Annotated in this window: 16 protein-coding genes; 9 read left to right on the forward strand and 7 right to left on the reverse strand. The window is 65.4% G+C overall.

The features are described from left to right. The first annotated feature begins 107 nt into the window (after positions 1-107). The 4 genes from FHW85_RS15590 (at position 108) to FHW85_RS15605 (ending at position 9,790) form a co-directional block, all read left to right on the forward strand. Positions 108-2,321, forward strand: coding sequence for a glycoside hydrolase family 3 C-terminal domain-containing protein (locus FHW85_RS15590; protein ID WP_168648862.1), 2,214 nt, complete (start codon positions 108-110; stop codon positions 2,319-2,321). A gap of 334 nt (positions 2,322-2,655) precedes the next feature. Then, a complete protein-coding gene (locus FHW85_RS15595; protein WP_167252805.1) occupies positions 2,656-8,568 on the forward strand; it encodes a hypothetical protein in 5,913 nt (1,970 codons plus the stop codon). An 11-nt stretch (positions 8,569-8,579) separates the two neighbouring features. Next, a complete protein-coding gene (locus FHW85_RS15600) occupies positions 8,580-9,473 on the forward strand; it encodes an RHS repeat-associated core domain-containing protein (RefSeq protein ID WP_167252804.1) in 894 nt (297 codons plus the stop codon). A 32-nt stretch (positions 9,474-9,505) separates the two neighbouring features. Then, the gene (locus FHW85_RS15605; protein WP_167252803.1) at positions 9,506-9,790 is read left to right on the forward strand and encodes a hypothetical protein; all 285 of its coding nucleotides are present in this window, start codon (positions 9,506-9,508) and stop codon (positions 9,788-9,790) included. A gap of 232 nt (positions 9,791-10,022) precedes the next feature. On the opposite strand, the gene FHW85_RS15610 is transcribed toward FHW85_RS15605, so the two are convergent. From FHW85_RS15610 to FHW85_RS15635, 6 genes are all read right to left on the reverse strand, one after another. Beyond that, positions 10,023-10,337 (reverse strand): hypothetical protein, encoded by a 315-nt coding sequence (locus FHW85_RS15610; RefSeq protein ID WP_167252802.1) that lies wholly within the window; start codon positions 10,335-10,337, stop codon positions 10,023-10,025. 526 nt (positions 10,338-10,863) lie between these two features. Then, positions 10,864-13,635: a TonB-dependent receptor gene (locus tag FHW85_RS15615; protein WP_168648863.1), complete on the reverse strand. Its 2,772-nt coding sequence runs from the start codon at positions 13,633-13,635 to the stop codon at positions 10,864-10,866. Positions 13,636-13,870: 235 nt separating this feature from the next. After that, the gene (locus tag FHW85_RS15620) at positions 13,871-15,685 is read right to left on the reverse strand and encodes a GGDEF domain-containing protein (protein WP_246866785.1); all 1,815 of its coding nucleotides are present in this window, start codon (positions 15,683-15,685) and stop codon (positions 13,871-13,873) included. A gap of 31 nt (positions 15,686-15,716) precedes the next feature. Continuing rightward, positions 15,717-15,980, reverse strand: coding sequence for a hypothetical protein (locus FHW85_RS15625; protein WP_246866786.1), 264 nt, complete (start codon positions 15,978-15,980; stop codon positions 15,717-15,719). Between the two features lie 182 nt (positions 15,981-16,162). Then, positions 16,163-16,996: an SAM-dependent methyltransferase gene (locus tag FHW85_RS15630; RefSeq protein ID WP_168648887.1), complete on the reverse strand. Its 834-nt coding sequence runs from the start codon at positions 16,994-16,996 to the stop codon at positions 16,163-16,165. A 157-nt stretch (positions 16,997-17,153) separates the two neighbouring features. Then, positions 17,154-18,074 carry an AraC family transcriptional regulator gene (locus FHW85_RS15635; protein ID WP_210427819.1) on the reverse strand — a complete coding sequence of 307 codons (921 nt, stop codon included), beginning with the start codon at positions 18,072-18,074 and terminating at the stop codon, positions 17,154-17,156. A 103-nt stretch (positions 18,075-18,177) separates the two neighbouring features. Between FHW85_RS15635 and FHW85_RS15640 the strand changes: the two genes are divergently transcribed. From FHW85_RS15640 to FHW85_RS15660, 5 genes are all read left to right on the forward strand, one after another. Next, complete coding sequence (locus tag FHW85_RS15640) at positions 18,178-19,206, forward strand: aldehyde reductase (RefSeq protein WP_167252798.1); 1,029 nt, start codon at positions 18,178-18,180, stop codon at positions 19,204-19,206. A gap of 155 nt (positions 19,207-19,361) precedes the next feature. Next, positions 19,362-19,703, forward strand: coding sequence for a transcriptional regulator (locus FHW85_RS15645; RefSeq protein ID WP_168648865.1), 342 nt, complete (start codon positions 19,362-19,364; stop codon positions 19,701-19,703). A gap of 50 nt (positions 19,704-19,753) precedes the next feature. Then, complete coding sequence (locus FHW85_RS15650; RefSeq protein WP_167252796.1) at positions 19,754-20,761, forward strand: ATP-binding protein; 1,008 nt, start codon at positions 19,754-19,756, stop codon at positions 20,759-20,761. Next, complete coding sequence (ntrC, locus tag FHW85_RS15655) at positions 20,754-22,142, forward strand: nitrogen regulation protein NR(I) (RefSeq protein ID WP_168648866.1); 1,389 nt, start codon at positions 20,754-20,756, stop codon at positions 22,140-22,142. Before FHW85_RS15650 ends, ntrC begins: the two co-directional genes overlap by 8 nt. A 29-nt stretch (positions 22,143-22,171) precedes the next feature. Then, positions 22,172-22,621, forward strand: a complete 450-nt coding sequence (locus tag FHW85_RS15660; RefSeq protein WP_167252794.1) for a GNAT family N-acetyltransferase — start codon at positions 22,172-22,174, stop codon at positions 22,619-22,621. A 252-nt stretch (positions 22,622-22,873) separates the two neighbouring features. On the opposite strand, the gene FHW85_RS15665 is transcribed toward FHW85_RS15660, so the two are convergent. Next, positions 22,874-25,345, reverse strand: a complete 2,472-nt coding sequence (locus FHW85_RS15665; RefSeq protein ID WP_167252793.1) for a GGDEF and EAL domain-containing protein — start codon at positions 25,343-25,345, stop codon at positions 22,874-22,876. Between the last annotated feature and the right edge of the window lie 83 nt (positions 25,346-25,428).

A 25,428-nucleotide genomic window follows, 5' to 3' on the forward strand; every position in this document is an offset into this window, starting at 1 on the left:
TTTTCCCCAGGGCAGCGGCAAGCTCGACGGACAACTAAGCGCCCGGCGTGCATACTCCGGCTCCTCGGCCATCGCACCGCGGCGATGCCATTGCGGAGGACTGAAGGATGAAACGCAAAGCCGGCAATGCACTGCGCTGCGCCATCGTGTTGGGACTGGCCGGCTGGATGGGCCTCGCCATGGCGCAACAGGCGCCCGCCGCGCATCCATGGAGCGATGCGAAACTCTCGCCGGACCAGCGCGCCGACCTGCTGCTGAAGCAGCTCACGCAGGACGACAAGTTCCATTTGATCCGCAGCTACTTTGCCGGCCCGCGCAAGCCGGAAGACAAGCCGGTGCCGCCGGGCTATATCGGCTCCGCTGGCTATATCCCTGCGATCGAACGCTTAGGTATTCCCGCCATCCAGGAAAGCGATGCGGGCCTGGGCGTAGCCAGCTCCGAGCGCATGCGGCCCGGCGACTACGCCACGCCGCTGCCTGCCGGCCCCGTCACCGCCGCCACCTGGGATCCGAAAGCCGCCTTCCGCGGCGGCGCCATGATCGGCGGCGAAGCGCATGCCAAGGGCTTCAACGTGCTGCTGGCCGGCGGCACCAACCTGATGCGCGAGCCGCGCAACGGCCGCAACTTCGAATACGCCGGCGAAGACCCGCTGCTGGCCGGCACCATGGTCGGCGAAGCGATCCGCGGCATCGAAAGCCAGCATGTGGTGTCCACCATCAAGCACTTTGCCTTGAACGACCAAGAGACCGGGCGCACCACGGTGGACGTGCGCATCGGCGAGCAGGCCATGCGCGAATCCGACCTGCTGGCTTTCGAGCTGGCGATCGAGCGCGGCAAGCCCGGCTCGGTGATGTGCTCGTACAACAAGCTCAATGGCGACTGGGCCTGCGAGAACGACTATCTGCTCAACCAGGTGCTGAAGCGCGACTGGAAGTATCCCGGCTTCGTGATGTCCGACTGGGGTGGCGTGCACAGCGCGGCGAAGGCGGTGAATGCGGGGCTGGATCAGGAATCGGCCGCCGAGATCTTCGACAAGCAGATCTACTTCGACGCACCGCTGCGCGACGCACTGGCGAAGGGCGAGGTAAAGCAATCGCGCGTCGACGATATGACGCGGCGCATCCTGCGCAGCTTCTTCGCGGCGGGCGTGTTCGAGCATCCGGCGAAGAAGGCCCCGATCGACGAGAAGGCCAACCTTGCCGTGGCGCGCGAGACGCTGGAGGCGGGCGCGGTGCTGCTGCGCAACCAGAACGCCTTGCTGCCACTCGATGTCGCCAAGCTGGAATCGGTGGCGGTGATCGGCGCGCACGCCGACAAGGGCGTGCTGGCCGGCGGCGGTTCGTCGCTGGTGACGGCCAAGGGCGGCAATGCGGTGCCGGGTTTGAAGCCGACCGATTGGCCGGGCCCCGTGACGTACCACCCGTATGCGCCGCTGAAGGCGCTGCAGTCGATGGCGCCGCAGGCGAAGGTGCAGTTTGCCGGCGGTGAGGACGTTGCCGCCGCAGCGGCGCTGGCGGCGAAGTCGCAGGTGGCCGTGGTGTTCGTGCAGAAATGGGCGGGCGAAGATTTCGACGCGCGCGACCTGTCGCTGCCCGATGGCCAGGACGCCCTGGTCGCCGCGGTTGCCAAAGCCAACCCGCGCACCATCGTGGTGCTGGAGAACGGCAGCCCCGTCGCCATGCCGTGGCTGGAGCAGGCCGGCGCGGTGCTGGAGGTGTGGTATCCCGGCGGCGATGCAGGCAACGGCATTGCCAATATCCTCTCCGGCAAGGTCAATCCCTCCGGCCGCCTGCCGCTGAGCTGGCCCCGCGATGTATCGCAGCTGCCGCGTCCGGAGCTGCCGGGTGCAGGCGGCGGTACGCCGCCGGAGAGCGTGGATTACGCGATCGAAGGTGCGAACGTCGGTTATCGCTGGTACCAGTCGAAGAACATCCAGCCGCTGTTCCCGTTCGGCTATGGGCTGTCGTACACCACGTTCGAGCATGGTGGGCTGAAGGTGGATGCGAAGGGTGGCAAGGTCACTGCCACGGTGACGGTACAAAACACCGGCAAGCGTGCGGGTGCCGATGTGGCCCAGGTCTATGTGCAGGTGCCGGGGACGAAGGTGCGGCGGCTTGCCGGGTTTGCCAAGGTGTTCCTGAAGCCGGGGGAGCAGCGGGTGTTGAGTATTCCCCTGGAGCGGAAGCTGCTGGCGGATTTCGATACGGTGAAGCATGGGTGGGTGGTGCGTGGGGGGGAGTATGTTGTGAGTGAGGGGCGGTCCTCCGCGGATTTGGGCGCACCGGTCGCGACCCAGCTCGCGGGCGATGGCACCAAATAACCAGCGACATGCGGACTGCCTGAATACGCCATGGGCATATTTATCCCGGAGATAACGCCTTTCGACCGCCGGAAGGCGTACCCGCACGAGGCTGCGCGGAAAATTTGAACCCCTCCATTCGGGACTCTTGACCGAATCAGCGCCGCGCTCGCCAAACCGAAATAAATTTCGTTGCGAAGCTTCTTGCGGTCTGCTACTAAATCGTCGCTGCCTCGTCACTCCCGTGAAGCGGCAAAGGGGAAAGGTCATCGCGTCACTCCGTCGTGCCTGAAAAGGTGCGCGATAGACCGTTGCGTCTTGTTGCAGCCATTGCGTCAAGGTGAAGGGGAAAGGGATGACGAGTCGCGATTGGCGCAAGCCGCGCCGCGTTCTGCTGGCTTTTGCTCTGGCTATTTGTTCGTTCCCGGCCTGGTCGCAATCAGCGGCAGTGAAGCCGGAGGACGAGTACAAGAAGAAGATCAAAGTCACTGAAGACATCCAGCCTCTCGGGGAAAACCCCTTTGGCGAAAGCATCAGCCTGTACAACGGTTCGCTTTCCTTCATGCAGACGGACGTGAGTGCGGCAGGCATCGGGCCCTTGCTGCAGCTCAGTCGCTCTTTCCATATCGCCGACGTCGATCCCACCTATTCCTATCAGGAATTCCTGAACAACACATTGGTGGACTGGGGCCTCGATGTTCCGCGCATCGAGACCCTATCGGCCAACTACAAGTGGAGCGACACCGGTGGCCAGCTCCATACGGGCTGGTTCTTTCGCGACAACACGCAGCGATGCTCGATATTGGCCACCGCGCCAGACATTGTCGTTGACACCAAGGCCGGTTTCGAACCGGTGACTTACAGCAGTTCGGACTGGTGGCATGGCTATCAGATGATCATGCCGGGTAGTTCGCAAGATCTGATGAAGCGCGATGCAGGCAATACGCTCGCGCCACAGATGACGGTGCCGGGCACCAGCAGCACATCCTTTCCCATCGTCACCAAGGATCATTGGTCGATCGGCTGTCTGGCACAGACTGCAAATGGGCAACCGGGAGAAGGCTTCTTCGCTGTCTCGCCCGACGGCACGAAATACTGGTTCGACTGGTTCGCATACAAGATCGGCGAATCGATGGTGAGGAATGGCGGCGGCTCGCTGCATCGGCAAGTCGATACGATGCTGGTATCGCGTATCGAGGACCGCTTCGGCAACAGCCTCAGCTATTCCTACGATGCGAATGGCAATCTGACCCAGATTCTCGGTAGCGATGGCCGCAAGCTCACACTCAGCTATGAAGTGTGGCAGCGGCCGGAGAAAGATCCGTTCGGCAATTACTATGCACCGCCTTCTTATCGTCTTCACTCGGCGACGCTGCAGCCAGATTCTCCGAACGCGCGAATCTGGAATTACTCGTACAGCTCAGACCCGCATATTCCCAGGCTGACGGCGGTCACCCAGCCGGACGGATCCAACTGGTCGTTCAATCTTGGCGGGTTCCGTGCGCCCAGCCTCGACAACCTTGCCGGTAGTCCCGAGGTTGGCGGTTGCTTCAGCGTCAACGCATATACGGGGGCGTCCTCGCAAGGCAGCATCACGCATCCGTCGGGGCTCACCGGCACGTTCACCGTGATGAGCCGCGTGCGTGGGCGTTCGTATACACCCAATGTATGCATTCAGAGTCCTTCCGGCGATTTCACGCTGGTGCCCGATGCTTATGTGGTTGCCGCCCTGAGTCAAAAGAAATTCTCTGGCGCAGGAATGGCCGACCAGGTGTGGACCTACGGCTACTCGCCTGCGAATGAGAGCAAGATCGAAGATTGCTCGGCGGGCTGCGCATCGTCGGTATGGACAGACGTCACCGATCCGGCGGGTAAAGGGGTGCGCTACACCTTCAGCAACAAGTACGACTTCACTGATAGCCAGCTGCAGCGGACGGATTTCTATGCGCAGGGCATCGGATCGAACGTGCTGCGGTCGGAGGTGAACACGTATGCGATGTACTCCTCCGGGCCATGGCCCGTGCGCTTTGGCGATGACCCGCAACGGCGACTCAATGACGACCAGCTGGAAACGCAATCGCCGTTGAGCCGGCGAGATATCCAGCAGGATGGAGATACATATACCTGGCTGGCGATCAGCTTCAATGAATATGCCCAGGCCACCACGGTAAAGCGCTTCAACAGCTTCAGCAGCTTCAATATCGATCATCCCGTCCAGGAGCAGACCACCTACCTCAACGACCTTCCGCACTGGGTGCTGGGCCTGCCGGCACAGGTGGACATCACCTATGACGGCAAGACCGAGACCACCGACAAGTACGACTACGACCCGGGCAGCGTGACGCTGTCGCAGCGCTATCGTTTCGGCCAGGCGGTGATGAGTTACACGTTCAACGCCCAGGGCCAGCTGGCGAGCTTTACCGACGGCAACCATCACTCCACCACGCTGGGCAATTACAAGCGGGGTATCCCGCAGTCGATCGGTTATCCGGACAGCACCACGCAGAGCCTGGTGGTGGATGACTTCGGCCAGATCGCCAGCATCACCGACCAGGCGGGCAGCACCACCAGCTACGCCTACGACGCCATCGGGCGCATCCACCGCATCGACTACCCGTCCGGCGACGAAGTGGCTTGGCTGCCCAAGACCTTCGACTACGCCTTCGTCGGCGCCGCGGAGCAGGGCGTGCCGGCGAATCACTGGAGGCGCACCAGCACCAAGGGTAGTGCGGTTACCACCACGTACTTCGACGCGATGCTGCGCCCGGTGCTGAGCCGCACGGCGATCGCCGGCACCAGCATCAATGCGCGAACGGACTACGACTGGAAGGGACAGAAGACCTTTGTGTCCTATCCGGTGAACGGCACGCCGGATCTCGGCACGATCACCGCGGGCACCACCAGCACCTACGACGCCCTGGGCCGCTTGACCCAGACCCAGCAGACCTCCGAGCTGGGCACGCTGACCGCGCTCACGGCGTATCTCTCCGGCGCGCGCAAGCAGGTTACCGATCCCAAGAACAACGTCATCATCACCAGCTACCAGGTGTTCGACCAGCCCGGTTACGACGCGGTGATCCAGGTGCAGGCGCCGGAAGGAATCAACCAGGCCATTACCCGCGACGTGTATGGCAACCCGCTGGCGATCCACCAGTGGGGCAGCGCCAACGGCTTCAGCAACGATGCCACCAAGACACTGGCGTACGACAGCTACCACCGCCTGTGCCGCACCTCGGAGCCGGAGAGCGGCAGCGAGGTGACGGCGTACGACGATGCCAACAATGTGGCGTGGACGGCCGCGGGCCTGAGCATCAGCGGCGATGGCTGCGGTACTGAGCAGGTGGCCGTCGCCGCCCAGACCAAGCGCAGCTACGACACAATGAACCGTGTGTTGAGATTAGACCCACCGGCCGGGACGCAGAACACCGTCTATTCCTACGATCTGCTGGGCAACCTGCAGACCGCCAACTCCGGCGTGACGTACTGGACCGGCTACCGCAACAAACTGGGCCTGCTCACCGGCGAGTCGCTGCAAGTGGCTGGCCAGGACCTGTGGCGCATGGGCTATGCCCACGATGCCTATGGCGCCATCAGCACCATCCAATACCCGGATGGCGAGGCCATCAGCTACGCGCCGGATGCATTGGGCCGGGCTACCCAGGTGGGCAGCTATGCCACCGGCGTGAGTTACTACCCGGATGGCGACGTGGCGTCCTTCACCTTCGGCAATGGCGATTCGTATGCGGTGCAGAAGAACGCGCGCCTGCTGCTGAGCAACTTCACCTATGGCAACGGCGGCACGCTGAAGCTCAGCGAGGACTATGCCTACGACAACAATGGCAACATCACCGCCATCACCGACCTGACCGACGGCACGCGCACCAAGAGCTTCGGCTACGACGCGCTGAACCGCCTGACCCAGGCGCAGGCCAGCCACTTGTGGGGCAGCGAGAGCTACGGCTACGACCCGCTCAACAACATCGCGAGCCGGATCAGCAGCGGCCAGACCTTCACCTACAACTACGACGGCAGCAAGCGCCTGGCCAGCATCACTCAGGGCGGCAGCAACGTCATCACGCTGGGCTACGACAACCGCGGCAACGTCAACAACCGCAACGGCGTGACGCTGAACTTCGACCAGAAGAACCAGCTCACCGATATCCCGGGCTACGACAGCTACCAGTACGACGCCTCCGGGCGGCGCGTGGTGAAGAACCCGACCAGTGGTACCGGCGCGACGTACTACTTCTACACGCAGGCGGGACAGCTCGTGTACGCCTTCGATGCGGGCACGTCCAAGGCCACCAACTATGTGTACCTGGGCAAGAAGCTGATCGCGCGCAACGAGTCGTTGAAGCTCAGCAATCCCGCCGGCATCAGTTTCAGCGCCAACCCCAATGCCGGCAACTACACGGTGAGCTGGACGGCCGTGCCTGGGGCGACGGGTTACAACCTGCAGGTGAGCGCCGATGGCGGCACGACCTGGAATGTCGCCGGCAGTGGCATGTTGACGACCACCAGCCTGGCCGTGATCAACCAGGATGGCGGCAGCTATCTGTACCGCGTGCAGGCCTGTGCCGCGAGCGGCTGCGTCGGCGGATGGACGGTCTCGCAGAACCTGGGCGTAACGCCGGCGGCGCCGGTGATCACGGTGCCGGGCAGCATCGTCAACGGCAACTACACAGTGAGCTGGACGGCGCCGATCTCGGCGACGAGCTACGACGTGCAGGAAGCAGTGAACGGCGGGGCGTGGACATCGATCGCCACCGGCACCACGGCCACCTCGATCAGCCGTCCGGGTACCAGCAGCGGCAGCTACACCTATCAGGTGCAGGCCAAGAACAGCTATGGCACCCGCGGCTGGGTGACGTCCAACGCAGTCACCGTCGACACCACCTACGGCGTGGTGCCGCCGGCACCGGCGAGCCTCACCGTGCCGGCTGCGAGCGCCGACGGCAACGTGAGCTTGAGCTGGGCGGCGGTCAGTCAGATCACGCATTACGTGGTGCAGCAGAGCAGCGACGGTGGCACCAATTGGAGCGGCATCTACGACGGCACCGCCACGACCACATCGCTGAGCGGTCTGGCCAATGGCAGTTACCAGTACCGCGTCGAGGCCTGCAACGCCTACAACTGCAGCGCCTGGCAGAACGGCAGCAATGCCCTGGTGGTGACGCATCCGCCGACCGGCGTGCCAACGCTCACTGCCCCTGCCAACAGCACCAATGGCAGCTTCACCATCAGCTGGACGGCAGTGAGCACGGCCACCAGCTACACGCTGCAGGAGAGCGTCAACGGCGGCGGCACCTGGACGCAGGTGCAGGCCAACGGCAATACCAGCTGGCCGACCAGCGGCCGCGGCAACGGCAATTACAGCTATCGCGTGCAGGCCTGCAACGTGGGCGGTTGTGCGAGCGGATGGAGCAGTACGGGCACGACCACGGTGCTGTTGCCTCCACCTACGCCTACGGGAATTACCGTGCCGGCGACGAGCAACGGCCCCATTCCGGTCAGCTGGAATGCCAGCCCGACCGCAACGCGTTACGACCTGTATCAGAACATCAACAATGCCGGCTGGACGCTGGCGGCCAGCGTCTCTTCCACAAGCGTCACTGTGACGGCGACCACCTCCGGCACTTATCTGTTCTTCGTTGCCGCCTACAACGCCAGCGGCTGGAACGGCGCGGTCAATAACAGCTCCCAGGTCACCGTTACGATTCCGCCCAGCGCTGCACCGAACTTAAGCACGCCCGGAAGCAGCAGCACGGGCAGCTACACGGTGAGTTGGTCCGCCGTGAGCGGTGCGACCTCGTACAACCTGCAGGAGCAGTTGAACGGCGGCGGCTGGACGCAGGTGCAGGCCAGTGGCGCGAGCAGTTGGGGTGCGTCAGGTAGGGGCAATGGCACCTGGGGTTATCGAGTCCAGGGTTGCAACGCAGGCGGTTGCGGTCCGTGGAGCGCTACTGCCAATACGGTGGTCACGCTGATTCCGCCGACACCAACCGGTTTGACGCTCAGCACGTCGGGCGCAGTCAACAAGCCGGTCGTGCATGTGTCGTGGAATGCTTCGACTGGAGCCACTGTTTACAACGTGGAGGAAACCCATCCGCAGGATGGCGTGTTCATTCTGTACAGCGGGCCGAATACGAATACGGGCTCCCAGATCACCGCCGATGGCAGCGTGAAGTTCCGTGTACAGGCTTGTAACTCATCGGGCTGCTCCGCTTGGAGCAACTACGCCAGCGTGTGGCTTGCTTCGGGGGCGTGAGGGAAAAGCGCATGAAAAAAATCTGCCTGATGGCCGCACTATGGATATCGCTGAGTCTCTGCGCTCAAGCAACCACAGTCACGTATATCTATACAGATCCACAGGGCACCCCGTTGGCCGAAGCCGACGCCAGTGGAAATGTCACCGCGACATTCGACTACAGGCCTTATGGCTTGCAAGCACAGGGGGCACCTGCCAATGGGCCGGGCTACACAGGCCACGTAAGTGATCCCGATACGGGATTCATCTACATGCAGGCCCGATTTTATGACGCCTACTCTGGTCGGTTCCTGAGCGTGGATCCTCTCCCAACACAGCCGGGAAACAGCTACTCATTCAATAGGTATCTGTATGCGAACGGGAATCCGCTCCTGTATCTCGATCCGAATGGACGAGCGCCACAACAGTCGCCTCTCATTGAGCTGGACTGGTTTCATAAGTTTTTGAATAAGGCGGTCAACGATGACATCAAGACGCCATTGCGGCCGGCCTATGAAGCAGGCAGCGCGGTTTACGATCACGTGGATAGCGTTGTAGCCATCACCGTCTCAGTGGAGGGCGGTCATAACGTTGGTGGCGGTTACGAATTGAACGTGCTTCATCCGAAGCAGTCGACGGCAAGTCTTTATCCTGTAGCAGTTGGAAGAAATGTAAGCATTGATATCGCCCCCAAAGAGGGCTTCAAATTCAATCTTGTGCAGAATCCGCAGGAGACTACGCCAAAGGTGACGTACAGCGTGGAAGGAGGCGAGTTCCTTCATGGAGGCCTCAGTTTCACGCTGAATCCTGGTGGAACCCTTGAGGTCACCCCAAAAGTTGGACTTGGGGTTGGCACAATGGTTAAGGGGCCCGGGTACACTTTCGATATTTTCAAAGATAAGACCGATAACACGACGAGACAGTAAAATGCCTGGCTCAGATGAAAAGGCGCGGACGTATGGCATTCAAATTGGTGGCGCTCATCATGGCAATTTATATATTGTCGCAACATGCTTTCACCATATTTGTCGCCCGCAGGATGAGCAGGTATGACCCGAATTATTTTAAGGATGTGGACTTTTCGAGCCTGGGGATACGGTTGTCTTTCCGCTTGACAAGGATGCTGTTTGACCCTCACCTTCCGGCCGAAAATTATTCCGCGGGAATGAAAGGGCTTTTGTTGGCGGCAAGAATTGTTTATGCGGGCATAATTCCGCTATTTGTCGTGCTGATGACTATATAGCTCACGAATTGCACTTCTCGCTTATCATCATCACCTATCGAAACTCTCTCCGCTCCGGGGAGAAGATGCCGGCAGGCAGATGAGGGGCGCGTGCTTGCGGTGGTGTTTCTACGCAGGGAAGAAAAGCTTTGGCGCTTGTAATGGCCCTCTGCCTGTCGCTCCGCCCGGCCCCTCACCCCGGCCCTCTCCCCGGAGGGGAGAGGGGGATTGAGAGGGTGTGGCTAGGTTCGTTCTAGGAAGCGTCGCGCTCGTCGTCGGTGATCGAGCACTCTTCACTTCGCACCTGAAATAGCTGCATGCGCAAATGCGCCTGCGTCGCGCAGCGCGCGCCCATTTCGATAAACGCCGCGATGCTTTCCAGCATGGTCGGCAACCGCTGCGCGTTCACGCTGCCACGCTCATCGACGAGTTCCGCCAGAAGCCGGATCGCGTTGTGTGCGTAATGCAGCCACTCGGTCGCATCGTTCAACAACGCATCCGGCCCCGCCTCCGGATCGGAAAAATACTCCACGTGGCGTGTGAGCCACGCTTCGCCATAGATATCCATAAGCAACTCCTTGCCATGCGCCGCCCTCGTCCCGAGAACGGCACGCCGCCGGACAGCACGGCGTGCCGCGACCATACGGACTCGAGGCTGACCGATCACCTGGAACACAGGCGCCGGGCGGCTTGATTGAGGAAGTGGAATGCGGCTTCAGGTGCTTTCGCCGTTGCACGAGGCAACGCGCCGGGTTTCACGGCTAGGAATCATTACCTGCGAAAACTCTTAGGCCGCGGCTCTTCAACCGTGTCCGCGAAGATGGCGGACAGCCCGATTAGTCGGCGGATGTGTCGCCCGGGGGATCGGTGAGCGTACGAGTGACGTATGATCTGGCACAGCCATGATCAACTCCTGCTTAGTTGGTGATGGTCAGCGGGTCAGGGGTGTTAGTCGCACCCTTGGCCCGCGCTCTCACGACATTGCTGCCATGGTTGCCCGCGCCGCGCATCGAAACCACAGCGCGGGCAACGAGAATCACGCTAGCAGAGCAACCCAAGGCTGTCTGTAGGGGGATTCTTAATTACGCGAAGTATCAGAACGAATACTTCGCCGTCAGCAGAGTAGTCATCCCCGAATCCACCACATCGGAAATCGCCAGGCTGTTGCGGCCCACGTGCGACCAGTACGTGTAGTTCCTGGTGAGGTTCGAAATCGACAGATCCACCTGGAAGCCATGCGCAAACGCGTAGCCGGCATGCAGGTCGACGCGCGCCACCGGGCGGATCCACAGATTGTCCCAAGGCTGGTTCTGGCCGAAGTAATCGTAGGTCGACACGTACGAACCGGCGTAGTGATAGCTCAGATTCACCGAGAACCCGTTCTTCTCGTAGAACAGCTCCGCATTCGCCATCAGCTCCGGCGCGTTCTGGATGCGCTGGTGGTGGAAACCATCCAGGCCCAGATCCACCGACGTCCACTGCCGCGTGGCATTGAAGCCCACACCGAAACCATCGAACGGCGCCGGCATGTCCTGGAACTTCTGCCGCAGCGCCGTTTCCACGCCATAGACCTTGCCGTCGCCACCGTTCTGCGGACGCACGTACTGGATCGAGCCGGCGTCGGTGGTGCCCGCATTCACCGGATTGCTGCCCGATTCGTAGATATAGTTGGACAGGCTCTTGTAGAACAGCGCAGCCATCGCATGGCCGCCGTGCTGATTGCCCCATTCGCCGGAGAGGTCGAAGTTCAGCGACTTGATCGGCTTCAGGTTCGGGTTGCCCTCGGTAATCGTGGTCAGGCCGTCGGCCGACACGCTAACCTGCGAGCCGCCGCCCAGCTGGACGAAGGCCGGACGCGTATAGCTGGTCCAGATCGAGCCGCGGTACACCGCGTTGTCGCCGTCGCGGTAGTTGACGAACAGGCTCGGCAGCGGCTCGTCGTAGTGGGTGAAGTTGCGCGCGAAGTGGCCCGGCTGCTCGGTGCCGGCGTCGCGCGGCGTGCTCCAGAAGGTGTTGCGGATGTCGGTATGCTCGAAGCGCAGGCCGGGGATCACTTCCAGGTCGCCCCACTTGAAGCTGGCCATGGCGTAAGCGGCGCTCACCGTTTCGCGCGCGCGCTGGGTGTTGCAGTTCCAGTTGTTGATGTACAGGTTGCTGCAGGTGTCGAGGTTGGCGTCGGTCACGTTCGCGGCGATCAGGCGCTTGAGCGCGGCCTGGTCGATGGTGGGCACGTCGTAGCCGTACACGCCGGGGAATACCGACGAATAGCCGCCGTCGATCAGGCCGAGCGAGCCGAAGCTGCGGCCGTCGGTGTACTTGGCGGTGGTCCAGTCGCGGTTGGTGAACTCGCGGTGGGCGTCGCTGTACTTCACGCCGAACTGCAGGCTGCGCAGCGCGCCGTCTTCGAAGTCGTAGCGCGCGTCGAACTTCGCGCCACCCTTCTCCTGGCCGCTGTAGGACTTGGTCAACTGGCCCGAGCGGCGCGCATACAGGGTGGCCACGCTGTTGAGCTGCGCATTCATGGCCGGCGTCAGCATGGGGTAGGGCAGGTGGTCGGCGCCGTAGCTCATCACCGTGCCCGCGCCATAGGGGAAGTTGGCGGAGCTGTACTGGTCGTTGCGCGCGGAGATCTCCACGTGGTCCGGGCGGTCGTTGTCGCCGAAGCTGTAGAACAGGCTGGGCGACAGGGTCCAGCCGCCGAGGGTCTTGTCGCCGCCGACCTGGAAGGTGGCCAGATCCGCCTTCTCCGGGTTGGTCTCGTACCAGAAGCGGGTGGCGATGCGGCCGATCACCGGCTGATACAGGCCGGTGCTGCCGATCGGCGCATAGCTGACATTGGCGGGGATGATCTGCAGATACGTGGTGTCCTGCTCGGTCTGCGCATAGCCGTAGGTGGCGCGCGCGTAGGCGGTGAGCGTGTCGTCCACCTTCCAGTCCAGCGACACGTTGCCGCCGTAGCGCTTGGTATGGCCGGAGGAGGTGCCGATGTTCATGCCGGTGCTGAGCAGGTTGCGCACGGGGTCTAAGCCCGGCGCGTTGTCGCCCTTGGCGGTGGTGCGCGCGAATTCCCAGGAACCGTCGTTCAAGGCGGACGAAGCGGCGGCCGCTTCGCTGTTCACGTAGTTGCGCTTGTCGTAATAGGCGCTGGCATAGATGCCGAACTGCTTTTCTTGCCCGAACTTGCTCTGGAACTCGCCGGCCAGGCCGCCGCCCAGGCCGTTGTCGCCGTAGTCGCGGGCGCGGCTTTCCATGCGGCCGCTGGCGGTGACGCTGCCGCTGGTCGGCGCGCTGAAGTCGAAGGCGGTGGGCGTGCGGAAATCGATGGTGCCGCCGATCGCGTCGCCGTCCATATCGGCGGTAGAGGTCTTGTTCAATACGATGGTCTGCAGGCCCGAGGGCGGCAGCAGGCTGAGCTGCACGCCGCGGCTGTACGCCATGCCCTGCGCCACGTTCACGCCGTTGATCAGGTTGACGTTGTACTCGGCATTGAGGCCGCGCACCGAGGTGAACATGCCTTCGCCGCGCGAGGCGCCGTCGATGCCGCCGAAGTACGACTGCCCGGTATTGAACACGTTGACGCCCGGCAGCAGGCCCAGTGCCTCGGCCACGTTGTGCACGGCGGTGTACTTCAAGTCATCGGCCGACAGCACGTTAACCGTATTTACCGCATCCATCTGCAGCTGGCTGGCGTCGTAGCGGTTGGCGGCCACGGTGATCTTGCCCAGCGTGGTGGCGGCGGCAGGGGCAGTGGTGCTGTCCTGCGGGGCGGCGGGTGCGTCGCCGGCGCAAGCCACGGTGGCAAAGCCAGCGGTGACGATGGCCGCCGCGATCGCGCGCGCCAGCAGGTGATGTTTGGTCGAACGCATGCAGTACAACTCCGGAGTGGGGATAAAGCCCGGCCACGGGAGGTGGCCGAAGGGAAGCCGGCCAAACTAGAGAGCATGCGTGAAAATTCCGTGGCGCCCGGATGAAAAACCCACACCAAGCTGACGCGTCCAGACGTCTAAATGAAATATGCGCGGACGGCTTCGCGCGTCATACGCACGACATATAGGTCAGCAAAAATGCCCTGGAAAGATCGATCTAAATCGATTTCCCGGATCAGGCGACCTTGGCGTCGGTTGCGGCGTCGCCGTCGGCCACGACGCGATTGCGGCCACTGCGCTTGGCGCGGTACAGCGCTGCGTCCGCATCGCGGCACAGCGGCTGCATCGCATAGCCGGAAGTGGTAGTCACCGCCATGCCGATGCTGGCGGACAGCGCCACCACCTGGTCGCCGGCGCCCGCCGGCGTGGCCTCGATCGTGCGGCGCACGCGTTCGGCCAGCATCAGGCCCTGCTCGCGGCCGCAGTCCAGCAGCAGGATGCCGAACTCCTCGCCGCCGAGGCGGCCGAACAGGTCGGAGGAACGCAGCAGCGGCTGGCACAGCGAGACGACGTGCTTGAGCATGTCGTCGCCCACCGCATGGCCGTGCGTGTCGTTGATCTGCTTGAAGTGATCGAGGTCGATGAACATCAGGCAGGCCGTGCCGTGCTTCTTGTCCAGCAAGTGCAACGCGCGGTCGGCGTCGGCGATGAAGGTCTGGTGGTTGAGGATGCCGGTGAGGCCATCCACGCAGGAGAGTTTCTTGAAGCGCAGCTGCGAGCGCTTGATGCGGAACAGCCAGAACACGATCGACACCAGCAGGAGCAGCAGCATGGCGATATACAGGCGGCTGGTTTCCACCGCCTTGGTGTTCAAGGCCTGCTGCAGGCGCAGGATGCTGTTCTGCTTGGCCAGCGACTCGGTTTCCAGCCGCTGCACGTGCAGATGCTGCTGGGCCATCTCGTAGGCCAGCGTGCGTGCGCTGACGTCGTTGAGATAGCCCTTGTCCTGCGCGGCGTATTGCTCGTGGTAGGCCAGCGCGGCGGCGGCGTGGCCCTGGCGCTTTTCCACCTGGTACAGCACTTCGTAGGCCACCATCAGCCATTCGCTGATCTCGCCCTGGTGCGCCATGGCGATGGCGGCGAGGCCGGCTTTGCGCGCTTCGCCGTCGTTGCCCAGCATGGCCTGCGCCTGCGCGCGCTCGGCCTGCGCGGACAGCATGTGCGGATAGAAGCGATTGAGTTCGATGGTGGGCGCGACATGGTCGAGCAGGGCCATCGCCTTGGCCGGCTGCTTCTCGTCGATAAACAGGCTGCCCAGCACCAGGCGGATGCTGTTGGTGGCCACCGGTTGCTGCGCGTCGGTGCAGGCGTCGATGCCGGCCTGCACCTCGGGGCTGGCCGAATGCAGGCGCTTGCCGTTGTACAGCGCGGCCACCAGCAGGTTGAGCGGCAGGCAGCGGTTCTCGCCGGACGGGATGGCTTCGTCCATCATCCGCGCGTACTTGATCGCCAGGTCGGTCTGGCCGGCCAGGTCGAGCATCTGCGAGAGATTCATCAGCACCAGGAACCGGGTCATCGGGTCCTTGATCGCCGGCAGCTCGGAAGCCAGCCGGTTGGCCAGGGTGAAGGCCTCTTCGTAGCGCTGGTTCCAGCCCAGGTTCATCAGCAGCAGCGAGGAAGCGCGCAGGCGGATCGCGTCGTCGCCCGCGTGCTCGATGATGTCGTGCAGTTCCTGTTCCGACTTGGCGTAGTTGCCCTGGAACATCACTTCCCACGCATCGAGATAGCGCAGGCGCCAGGCATCGCGCGGCGTCAGCGGCGGGGCCTCGCGGTGCAGGCGCGCCAGCATCTGCACGAAGCGCGGATGGTCCTTGCGCTGCAGGTTCTCGGCCTGGTCGAGGAAGGCCGTGGCGTCGCCGATGGTGGACGCCGCGGCGGGTTCGGCCGCGATGGCGCCGGGCATGTCGGCATGGCCGGGCTGCGCAAGCGCGCCCAAGGCCAGGACCGCGAGCGCGGTCCAGGTCTTCAGGCGGTCTGGCAGCCGGGCCATGGCGGCGTCGATTCCGACGCGGGCGCCGTACTTATTCTTCTTCTTCGGGAGACAGCGGCTTCGGCAGATCCTCGGGGAGGTCTTCCTCCTCGGTGCCCGGAGCCTGCGTGACCTGCGGCGGTTCGGATTTCTGCGCGCCGAGTTCGACGATCAGCGGCGCGCTGTCGCCGGTGCTGGCGGCCGTCTTCAGCGCCTCGGAAGCCTGCGCTTCCAGCTGTTTCGCCAGTTCGTCGCCCGGTAGGTGGCGCAACGACGCATCGCTGCCAATGGCCTCGAGCAAATCGATGGTGTCCATCATGGTTCTCCCCTCAGTCCCCTGTTTACGTTCGTTATGGTGCGGCTGCTTGGTGTCGCACGCCGGCGCGATGGATGCACCGGTCGGTTTCCTGGCCGTTCGCCGCGCCCCGAAGCGCGGCGTACCGCCGGATCACGCGGGGCGATGAGCCCCCAAAAGCATAAGCGCGCGCCGTGCCGGCATCATGCCAGCGCGCTCTCCTTGTCCAAGGCTTCCAGTCGTTCCCGCATGGCCAGGTTGAGTTGCAAGGCCCGTGCCGGCGGCAGCACCACCGTCTCCTCGGAGGTGACGGACACCTGCGGCAGCTCGCCCAGGGTCACGCGGCGGATGCGCGGCTTCTCGATCGGCAGCGTCGCGCCGCGATAGATGATGACTTCGTGGTCGAGCGGGTAGTCGCGGTGGAGCAGTTCCACCAGCAGCTCGCGGTACTTCGGGCCGGTGGCGAAGCGGCCGAGCGAGCGGTCGCCGACCAGGCCCACCTGCCACAGCACCAGATAACCGGCGTTGTCGATGCGGCGCTCGTAGAACAGCAGCTGGCTGGCTTCGAAATGCTGGCAGCCGTAGCGGCCGGGGTCGATGCCTAAGTCCGCGTAGAGGCAATCCTCGGCGGAAATGCCCGGCTCCATATGCGCCTGGAAGCCTTCCGCGCGCGCCGTTTCGATCACCTTGTGCGGCGACCACGCGAAGATGCCCGGATGCCCGTAGAACACGCCGCATACCCGCTTGCCGGCGCGCACCTCGGTCATCATCAGCTCGACCCATTCGCGATAGGTCTTCATGCGCGACTTGCCTTCGCGGTAGTACGGCTGAAGGCTGCGCACGTCCGAGTGCATGCGCTGCAGCCACAGCTCCACCACGCCGTCGGAAAGCCCGGCGAACACCACGTCGGCCTGCTGGATATGGCTGCGCGCGAGCGGCGTGAGATGCGACCCGAGGGTCATCCCCAGGCCGACGCAGGCGAGGCTGCCGCGGCGCGGTTCGGGTTCGTTGGCGAGTGGTGAAGGCGAGGTCGGCATCGCGTGATAGTAGGGCAGTTTTGTGAGCGCACGCACATCTTCATTTGTGAAAAATGAGGCCTGGCTGTCGGCACGCTGTCGCTCCGTTGGCACAGAAGATGCCAAGCAGCGCTGTCATACAGGACGGCGCGATCACGACAGCGCTGCCTATGCCGGCTCAGCCGACGGTTCGCACTGCACTGCGGTATGCCTTGGGCGATTGCCCGGTCATGCGTTTGAAGGCGCTGCTGAAAGCGCTTTCGGAGGTATAGCCCAGCGCCCGGGCGATGCCCGCTACCGGCGTGCTGTGCTCGCGCAGGCTGCGCTCGGCCAGGCGCATCCGCCATTCGGCGAGATAGGCCAGCGGGGTGATGCCGGCCACCGTGCGGAAATGCAGCGCGAAGCTGGTGCGCGACATGGCGCAGGCCGCGGCCAGCTCGTCCAGGTGCCAGTCGCGCGCGGGTTCGCCGTGCATCAGGCGCACGGCCGGGGCGATGCGCGGATCGCCCAGCGCGCGCAGCCAGCCTGCCGGCATGGGGCGCGATGTCTTCAGATGCGCCCGCAATATCTGGATGAAGAGCAACTGCGCCAGATGCTTCGATACCAGCTGCGTGCCCGGCTGGTCGAGCGCACGTTCTTCCATCAGCTGGTCGAGCAGCCAGCGGAAGTTGCTGGCATGCGGCGACGCGGCCGGCACGTGGATCCACGGCGGCAGCACGTCCGCCAGCAGCTTGCCGCTGGCCGGGTCGAGCAGCACATGGCCGCCGATATGCGCGAAGTCGCGGCCGTCGCCCAGCTGCGCGGTGCCGTTGGTGCCGGCAAACACGGCCATCGCATCGATGGGCTCCACGCCGGGTTCGCTGGCCAGCACGAAGGAGCGCGGCGCCGCTATCAGCCCGACGTCGCCCGTGTCGAAGCGCAGCGGCGCAGGCTCGCCGTCGATCAGCACCCAGCCATGGCCGCGCACCACGGCGAAGAACTTGATCTTCTCCGGCGCCGGAAAGCGGATGGCCCAGGCGCCGCCGGCGGTGAAGCCGCCGGTCAGCAGCGATTCGGCGCTGGTGAACTTGAGGATCTCGGAGAAGGGGTCGGTGCTCATGTCCGTACTGTCGCGACAGAAACTCGCACTTTCAAGCATTCAAAGTGCGGCGGGGCGCACCTAGGCTTATCCGCCCAGGCAACGCCATTCCTCAGGATTCGAGATGAACAACGAAACGGTATTGGTCACCGGCGGCACCGGCTTCATCGCGCAGCACTGCATGCTCGCCCTGCTGCGCCAGGGCTACCGGGTGCGCACCACGGTGCGCTCGCTGGCACGCGAGGCGGAGGTGCGGGCGCAGCTCAAGGTGGGCGGCGCCGAGCCGGGCGAGCGGCTGTCGTTCGTGCGCGCCGACCTGGTCGACGACGCGGGCTGGGCCGCCGCCGCGGCCGGCTGCCGCTACGTGCTGCACGGTGCCTCGCCCACGCCCTCGGGCGAGCAGCGCCATGAAGACGACTGGGTGCGGCCCGCCGTCGACGGCAACCTGCGCGTGCTGCGCGCCGCAAGGGACGCCGGGGTGAAGCGCGTGGTGCTGACCTCGGCCTTCGGCGCGATCTGCGCGGGACACAAAGATATGAAGCGGCCGTTCGACGAATCGGATTGGAGCGACCTGTCGGGCGAGGTGTGGCTTTACCAGAAGTCGAAGACGCTGGCCGAGCGCGCCGCCTGGGACTTCATCGCCAAGGAAGGGCGCGGGCTGGAACTGTCCGCGGTGAATCCGGTGGGCGTGCTCGGCCCGGTGCTCGGCGCCGATTACTCGCACTCGATCCGCCTGATCAAGAACCTGCTCGACGGCCAGTTCGCCACGGCGAAGATCAACTGCGGCTTCGTCGACGCCCGCGACGTCGCCGACCTGCACCTGCTCGCCATGGCCCACCCCGCCGCCAGGGGCGAGCGCTTCCTCGCCACCGGGGGCGAGAGCATGTGGATGGTCGACGTGGCCAAGGTGCTGCGCCGGCGCATGGGCGCCGCCGCCGGCAAGGTCTCCACCCGGGTGCTGCCGAACTGGGTCATCCGCCTGGGCGCCCTGCGCGACCCGGTCATGCGCGGCATCGTTCCCTTGCTGGGCGTGACCATGAACGCCACCAGCCAGAAGGCCATCCGCCTGCTCCAGTGGGCGCCGCGCAGCCAGGAGGAGGCAATTGTGGCGACGGCGGAGAGCCTGGTGCGGTTGGGGTTGGTGGGGCAGTAGAAGCCCCTCGCACCCGGAAAGTGGATCGATCGCGCCTCGATTGATGGTAACCTATTAGTTACCATGTTGGCATATGCCCCGAGGAAGCACTGAATGATCGAGCCACCTCACGATGAAACACTTACCAGGATCCACAGCCAGCGAGGCGTAATGCCATGGCACTGACCGTCGACTACCGCGAGACCATCGCGAACCGCATCCAAAACGACCCGGCATTTGCGCGCGCGCTGCTGGACGAGGCCACCTCCATGCTGCTCAACGGCGAGACGGAAGCGGCCCGCCTTCTGATGCGCGACCTGACGCACGGCCTGATGGGCTTCGAGGGCCTTTCCAAAGCCACCGGCACACCATCCAAGAGCCTGCATCGCATGCTTTCCAAAGCCGGCAACCCCGGCATGGATGCGTTGGGCGCGATCTTTCGCCAGCTCACCCGCGCGGTGCTCGATGCCCCGGCAGCAGTGGCACACGTGCAGCCCGCCGAGGCCCTTTCGGCCTGAGCGCATCGCCGCCATTTGCACCAGACCAAGGCATTGTCCATGATGGTGCAATGGACACGGCATCCTGGCGGGCCTGGGCGGAACCGATGTCGACCGGGCTGGCCCTGGTCGACGCGGGGCTGCGGGTGCTGTGGATCAATCCCGCGCTGGCGGAGTGGCTGGATACCGGGCCGCGCAGCGCGGCCGGGCAGCCGCTGGGTTTGTTGCTGCATGAGCCGGACTGGTTCGCCCAGGCCGGGCGCGCGCTGACCGAACAACGGGCGGTGCAGTTGCGTGGCGTGGCGCTGCGCACGGCGCGCGGGCGCGAATGGCCGGCCGACGTGGCGCTGCAGCCGGTGGACGGCGGGCTGCTGCTCGAAGTGCATGTGCTGGCGCCGGCCGCACCGGCTTCGTCGCCGCTGTCGGCGACGCTGCGCGGCTTTGCGCACGAAGTGAAGAACCCGCTCGCCGGCCTGCGCGGCGCGGCGCAGCTGCTGCAGCGGCGGGTGGCGGATGAGGACCTCAAGGCGCTGGCGGGACTGGTGATCGCCGAGGCTGACCGCCTCGCCTCGCTGGCCAACCGCCTGCTGCATCACGACGGCGCGCCGCGGCTGGGCCCGGTGAATATCCACGAGCAGCTCGAATGGCTGGCGGATCTGCTGCAGGCCGAGCCCGAGCCGCCGCAGCTGCGCCACGACTACGACCCCAGCCTGCCCGACGTGAAAGGCGACGCCGAGCGCCTGCAGCAAGTGCTGCTGAACCTGGCGCGCAATGCGGTGGAAGCCGGCGCGCGCACGCTCACCTTGCGCACGCGCGTGGAGCACGGCCTGCGCGTGGGCGAGCGCATGCTGCGCACCGCGCTGCGCGTGGACGTGGCCGACGACGGCCCGGGCGTGCCCGCCGCGCTGCGCGACACCTTGTTCGAACCGCTGGTCTCCGGGCGCGCCGACGGCAGCGGCCTGGGGCTGGCCCTGGCGCGCGAGATCGCGCGCGAGCACGGCGGCGAGCTGCGCTACGCCAGCCGGCCGGGCGAGACGGTGTTTTCGCTGTACCTGCCGCTGGAGCGCACGCATGAGTGAGGAAATCTGGATCGCCGACGACGACCGCGGCGTGCGCTTCGTGCTGGCCGAGGCGCTGCGCGACGCGGGCCTGGCGGTGCGCGAGTTCGGCGATGCGGAATCGGTGCGCGACGCCTTGCGCGATGCGCGCCCGGCCCTGCTGGTCACCGACGTGCGCATGCCGGGCGAGGACGGGCTGGCGCTGATCAACGATCTGAAGGCGCGCGGCATCGGACCGGTGATCGTGATGAGCGCCTTTACCGACGTGGCGACGACGGCCGCGGCGTATCGCGCGGGCGCCGCCGACTACCTGGCCAAGCCGTTCGATCTCGATCAGGCCGTGGCCGCGGTGCAGCGCGCGCTGGCCGACGTACCGGCCAGCGCGGCGCCGCCGCCGGCGCCGATGGCTCCCGCCCACGCGCTGCTCGGTGAAAGCCCGGCGATGCGCGAAGTGTTCCGCCTGATCGGCCGCATCGCGGCGAGCGAACTCAATGTGCTGATCACCGGCGAGACCGGCACCGGCAAGGAACTGGTGGCGCGCGCGCTGCACGAGGAAAGCGCGCGGCGCGATCGGCCCTTCGTCGCGCTCAACACGGCGGCGATTCCCAGCGAGCTGCTGGAAAGCGAACTGTTCGGCCACGAAGCCGGCGCCTTCACCGGCGCCACGCGCCGCTACGCCGGCCGCTTCGAACAGGCCGAAGGCGGTACGCTGTTCCTGGACGAGATCGGCGACATGCCGCTGGCGCTGCAGACGCGCCTTCTGCGCGTGCTGGCCGGCGGCGAGTTCTATCGCGTGGGCGGGCGCGAGCTGATCCGCGGCAACGTGCGCATCGTGGCGGCCACGCATCAGGATCTGGATGCGCGCGTCGCGGCCGGCCTGTTCCGCGCGGACCTCAAGCATCGCCTGGACGTGGTGCGCATCGAGCTGCCGCCGCTGCGCCAGCGCCGCGCGGATATTCCGCTGCTGGCGCAGCATTTCCTCGCCGCGGCGGCGCGCGAACTGAAGCTGCCGCCGAAGCGTTTTGCCAAGGCCGCGCTGAAAGCGGTGGCGCAGCGCGATTTCCCGGGCAATGTGCGCGAGCTGGAAAACCTGTGCCGCCGCCTGGCGGTCATCGCGCCCGGCGCGGAAATCCTGCCGGCCGATCTGGGCGGCGCGCCTGCCGTGCCCGCGCTGGGCGACTGGACGGATGCGCTGCGCGAATGGGCCGCGCAGGCGCTGGCCGATGGCGAGAGCGACATCCACGCGCGCGCCCGCGATGCGATGGATCACACCTTGATGCAGGCCGCGCTGGCCGTGCACGGTGGCCATCGCCAGAACGCGGCGGCCGCACTCGGCGTCGGCCGCAATACCTTGACGCGCAAGCTCGGCGCCTCGCGCACGCGGCGGCCGTCGCGGCCTTGAGCATTCACGATCACAGCGGAGTTCCAGCCATGTCGCTCACCGTCCGGGCCGCCCAGCGCGGCGATATCCATCACATCGCCAGCTGGAACCAGGCGATGGCCTGGGAGACCGAAAGCAAGCGGCTGGACCCCGAGGTATTGGCGCGCGGCGTGGCGGCGGTGTTCGACGAACCGCGGCGCGGCTTCTACCTGGTGGCCGAGCGCGACGGCGAGCCGGTGGGTTGCCTGCTGGTCACCTATGAATGGAGCGACTGGCGCTGCGGGGATTTCTTCTGGATCCAGAGCGTGTACGTGACCGCATCCGCGCGGCGCGGAGGCGTGTTCCGTGCGATGTACGAAGCGGTGGTGGCACGTGCGCGCGAGGCTCGCGCGGTGGGTGTGCGGCTCTATGTGGAGACGGAGAACGAGCGTGCGCAGCGGACGTATGCGGGGTTGGGGATGGAGCGGTGCCATTACTTCATGTACGAGGCGGGCTTCTGAAAGCTCGTCATTCCGGCGCAGGCCGGAATCCAGTGGCGACGGTGTCCGATTTTCGCGAAAGCGGCTGAGCAGGCTCTTCGCGAAAACCCGGCGATACCGTTACTGGATTCCGGCCTGCGCCGGAATGACGAGCTAATGCAGCGGCGTAGGTTGGGGTGAGCCGCAGGCGAACCCCAACACAGCCAGGCCGGAGCGCACCGCATCGTTGGGGTTCGCCCAGGGCTCACCCCAACCTGCATCGGTCTTCGGGTTTCAGGCCGGCACCAGCAAGCGTTCGAACTCCACCGCCGGCATCGGCGCGCCGTACAGGAAACCCTGCAGCAGCCGGCAGCCGGCCTGGCGCAGATAATCCGCCTGCTCCGGCGTTTCCACGCCTTCGGCCACCACGCTCATCTCCAGGCTTTGCGCCATGGTGATGATGGCGTCGGCGATCGCCGCGCTGTCGGTATCCGTCGCCACGTCGCGCACGAACGCGCGCGGGATCTTCAGTACGTCGATGGGAAAGTGCTTGAGGTAGGACAGGCTGCTGTAGCCCGTGCCGAAATCGTCCAGCGCCAGGCTCACGCCCAGCTCCTTCAGCTGCTGCATCAGCGCGCGGCTGTGGTCGCCGCCGGCCATCACCATGCGCTCGGTCAGTTCCAGCTCGATCATGCCGGGCGGCAGGCCGCTCTCGCGCAGGATCTCGCGCAGCACGTCGTGGAAGCCCGGCTGCAGGAACTGCGGCGGCGCCACGTTCACCGCGATCGACACACTGCGGCCGGAACGGTGCCAGGCGGCCGCCTGCTGGCAGGCCTGCTGCAGTGCCCAGCGGCCGAGCGGGCCGATCAGGCCGCTTTCCTCGGCCACCGGCACGAACTGGTCGGGGCGGTAGACGTCGTGGCCGTCCACCTGCCAGCGCAGCAGCGCCTCGGCACCGACCACCACGCCGGTGAGCGCGTCCACCTTCGGCTGGTAATGCAGCTGCAGGTCGCCGCGGCGCATGGCGGTGCGCAGGTCGCGCTCGATGCGCATCTGCGCCGCGGGGCGCTCGGTCATCGCCGCGGTGAACAGCCGGTAGCTGTTGCGGCCCTGCATCTTGGCTTCGTACATGGCGGTGTCGGCGTGGCGGATCAGCGCCTCGGCGTCGTCCGCATCGTCCGGATACAGGCTGATGCCGGCGCTGAAGCCCAGCGCCAGCTCGGCCAGCTCGTGCGGCGGGTGCTCGTGCCAGCGGCGCATCAGCAGCTCGCAGGTCTTGGCCGCGTCGCCGGCGCTGTCCACGTGCGGCAGCACCACCATGAACTCGTCGCCGGCGGTGCGGCTGACGATATGGTCGCCGCCGAGCAGGCCGCGCAGGTGCGCGGCGAACAGGCGCAGCAGCTGGTCGCCGGTCTGGTGGCCGAGCGAATCGTTGATGTGCTTGAAGTGATCCAGGTTGATGAAGATCAGCGCGGCGCGCCCGTGGCGGCGGCGCGCCGCGGCGATCACCTGGGCCAGCCGCGCCTGCAGCAGGTGCCGGTTCGGCAGGCCGGTCAGCGTGTCGTGCTGGGCCATGTGCGCCATCTTCAACACCAGCGCTCGGGTGGCGCTGACGTCGTGGAACACCAGCACGCCGCCGATCACGTTGCCCGCGTGGTCGTGGATGGACGCGGCCGAATCCTCGATCGGCGTGCGGAAGCCGTTGCGGTGCACCAGCATGGCGTTGCCGCGCAGCTCGACGATGGTGTCGCGGCCGATCGCCTCGCGCAGCGGGTTGCGCAGCAGTTCGCCGCTGTCGCCGTCGAGCAGGCGGAACACGTCTTCGATCGCGCGGCCCAGCGCCTCGGCGTGGCTCCAGCCGGTCATCGCCTCGGCGATGGGGTTGAGCGAGGTGACGCGCAGCTGCAGGTCGGTGGTGATCACCGCATCGCCGATCGAGCGCAGGGTGACCTCGGCCAGTTCGCGCTCGCGGAACAGCGCTTCCTCGTAGGCCTTGCGCTGGCTGATGTCCTGGATCTGCGCCACCGCGTGGAACGGCGTGCCGTCCGGCGCACGCACCAGCGACACGGTCAGCAGCACGTGCACCACGTGGCCGTCGCGGTGGAAGTAGCGCTTCTCCAGCTGGTAGGAATCGCGCTTGCCTTCCATCAGCTCGGTGGCCAGCTGGAAGCTCTTGGCCACGTCGTCGGGGTGGGTGATGTCGCGGATATTGAGCTGCAGCAGTTCCGGCTCGCGGTAGCCCAGCATGTGGCACAGCGCGGCGTTGACGCGCAGCAGGCGGCCATCCGGCGCGACCAGGCCCATGCCGATGGCGGCATGCTGGAAGGCGCCGAAGAAGCGCTGCTCGCTCTCGCGCAGGCGGGTTTCCAGTGCGTGGCGCTCGGTGATGTCGATCAGCACGGTGAAGATGCCGCAGACGGCGCCGTCGGCGTCGTAGTCCGGCTGGAAGCTGCCGTGCACGTAGCAGCGCGACTGGCCAGCGAACATCTCGCCTTCGTAGACGGAAGCGTGGCCGCGCAGGGCTTCTTCCAGGCAGGGGCCGGCGCGCTGCAGGCTGGCTTCGTCCAGCACTTCGGCCACGTGGCGGCCCTGCAGTTGCGCCGGGTCCACGCCCAGCCAGGACTGGTGCGCGGCGTTGGCGAAGCGGATGCGCAGCTCGCGGTCGATGTAGGCGATCAGCGCCGGCGCGCCGTGCACGACACGAGCGGCCCAATCGGGCTCGGACGACGCCGGCCCGGTCGGTCGATCGGGTTCGATCCGCTGCATGCCCATACCGCCCGTCCATCCACCCCTGTAGGACGCTAGAGATCGCATGATGCGCCAAGTCGCAGCGGGTGGGCAGTAGGCGG

The sequence above is a fragment of the Dyella sp. SG609 genome (assembly GCF_012275375.1).
GTDB lineage: Bacteria > Pseudomonadota > Gammaproteobacteria > Xanthomonadales > Rhodanobacteraceae > Dyella_D > Dyella_D marensis.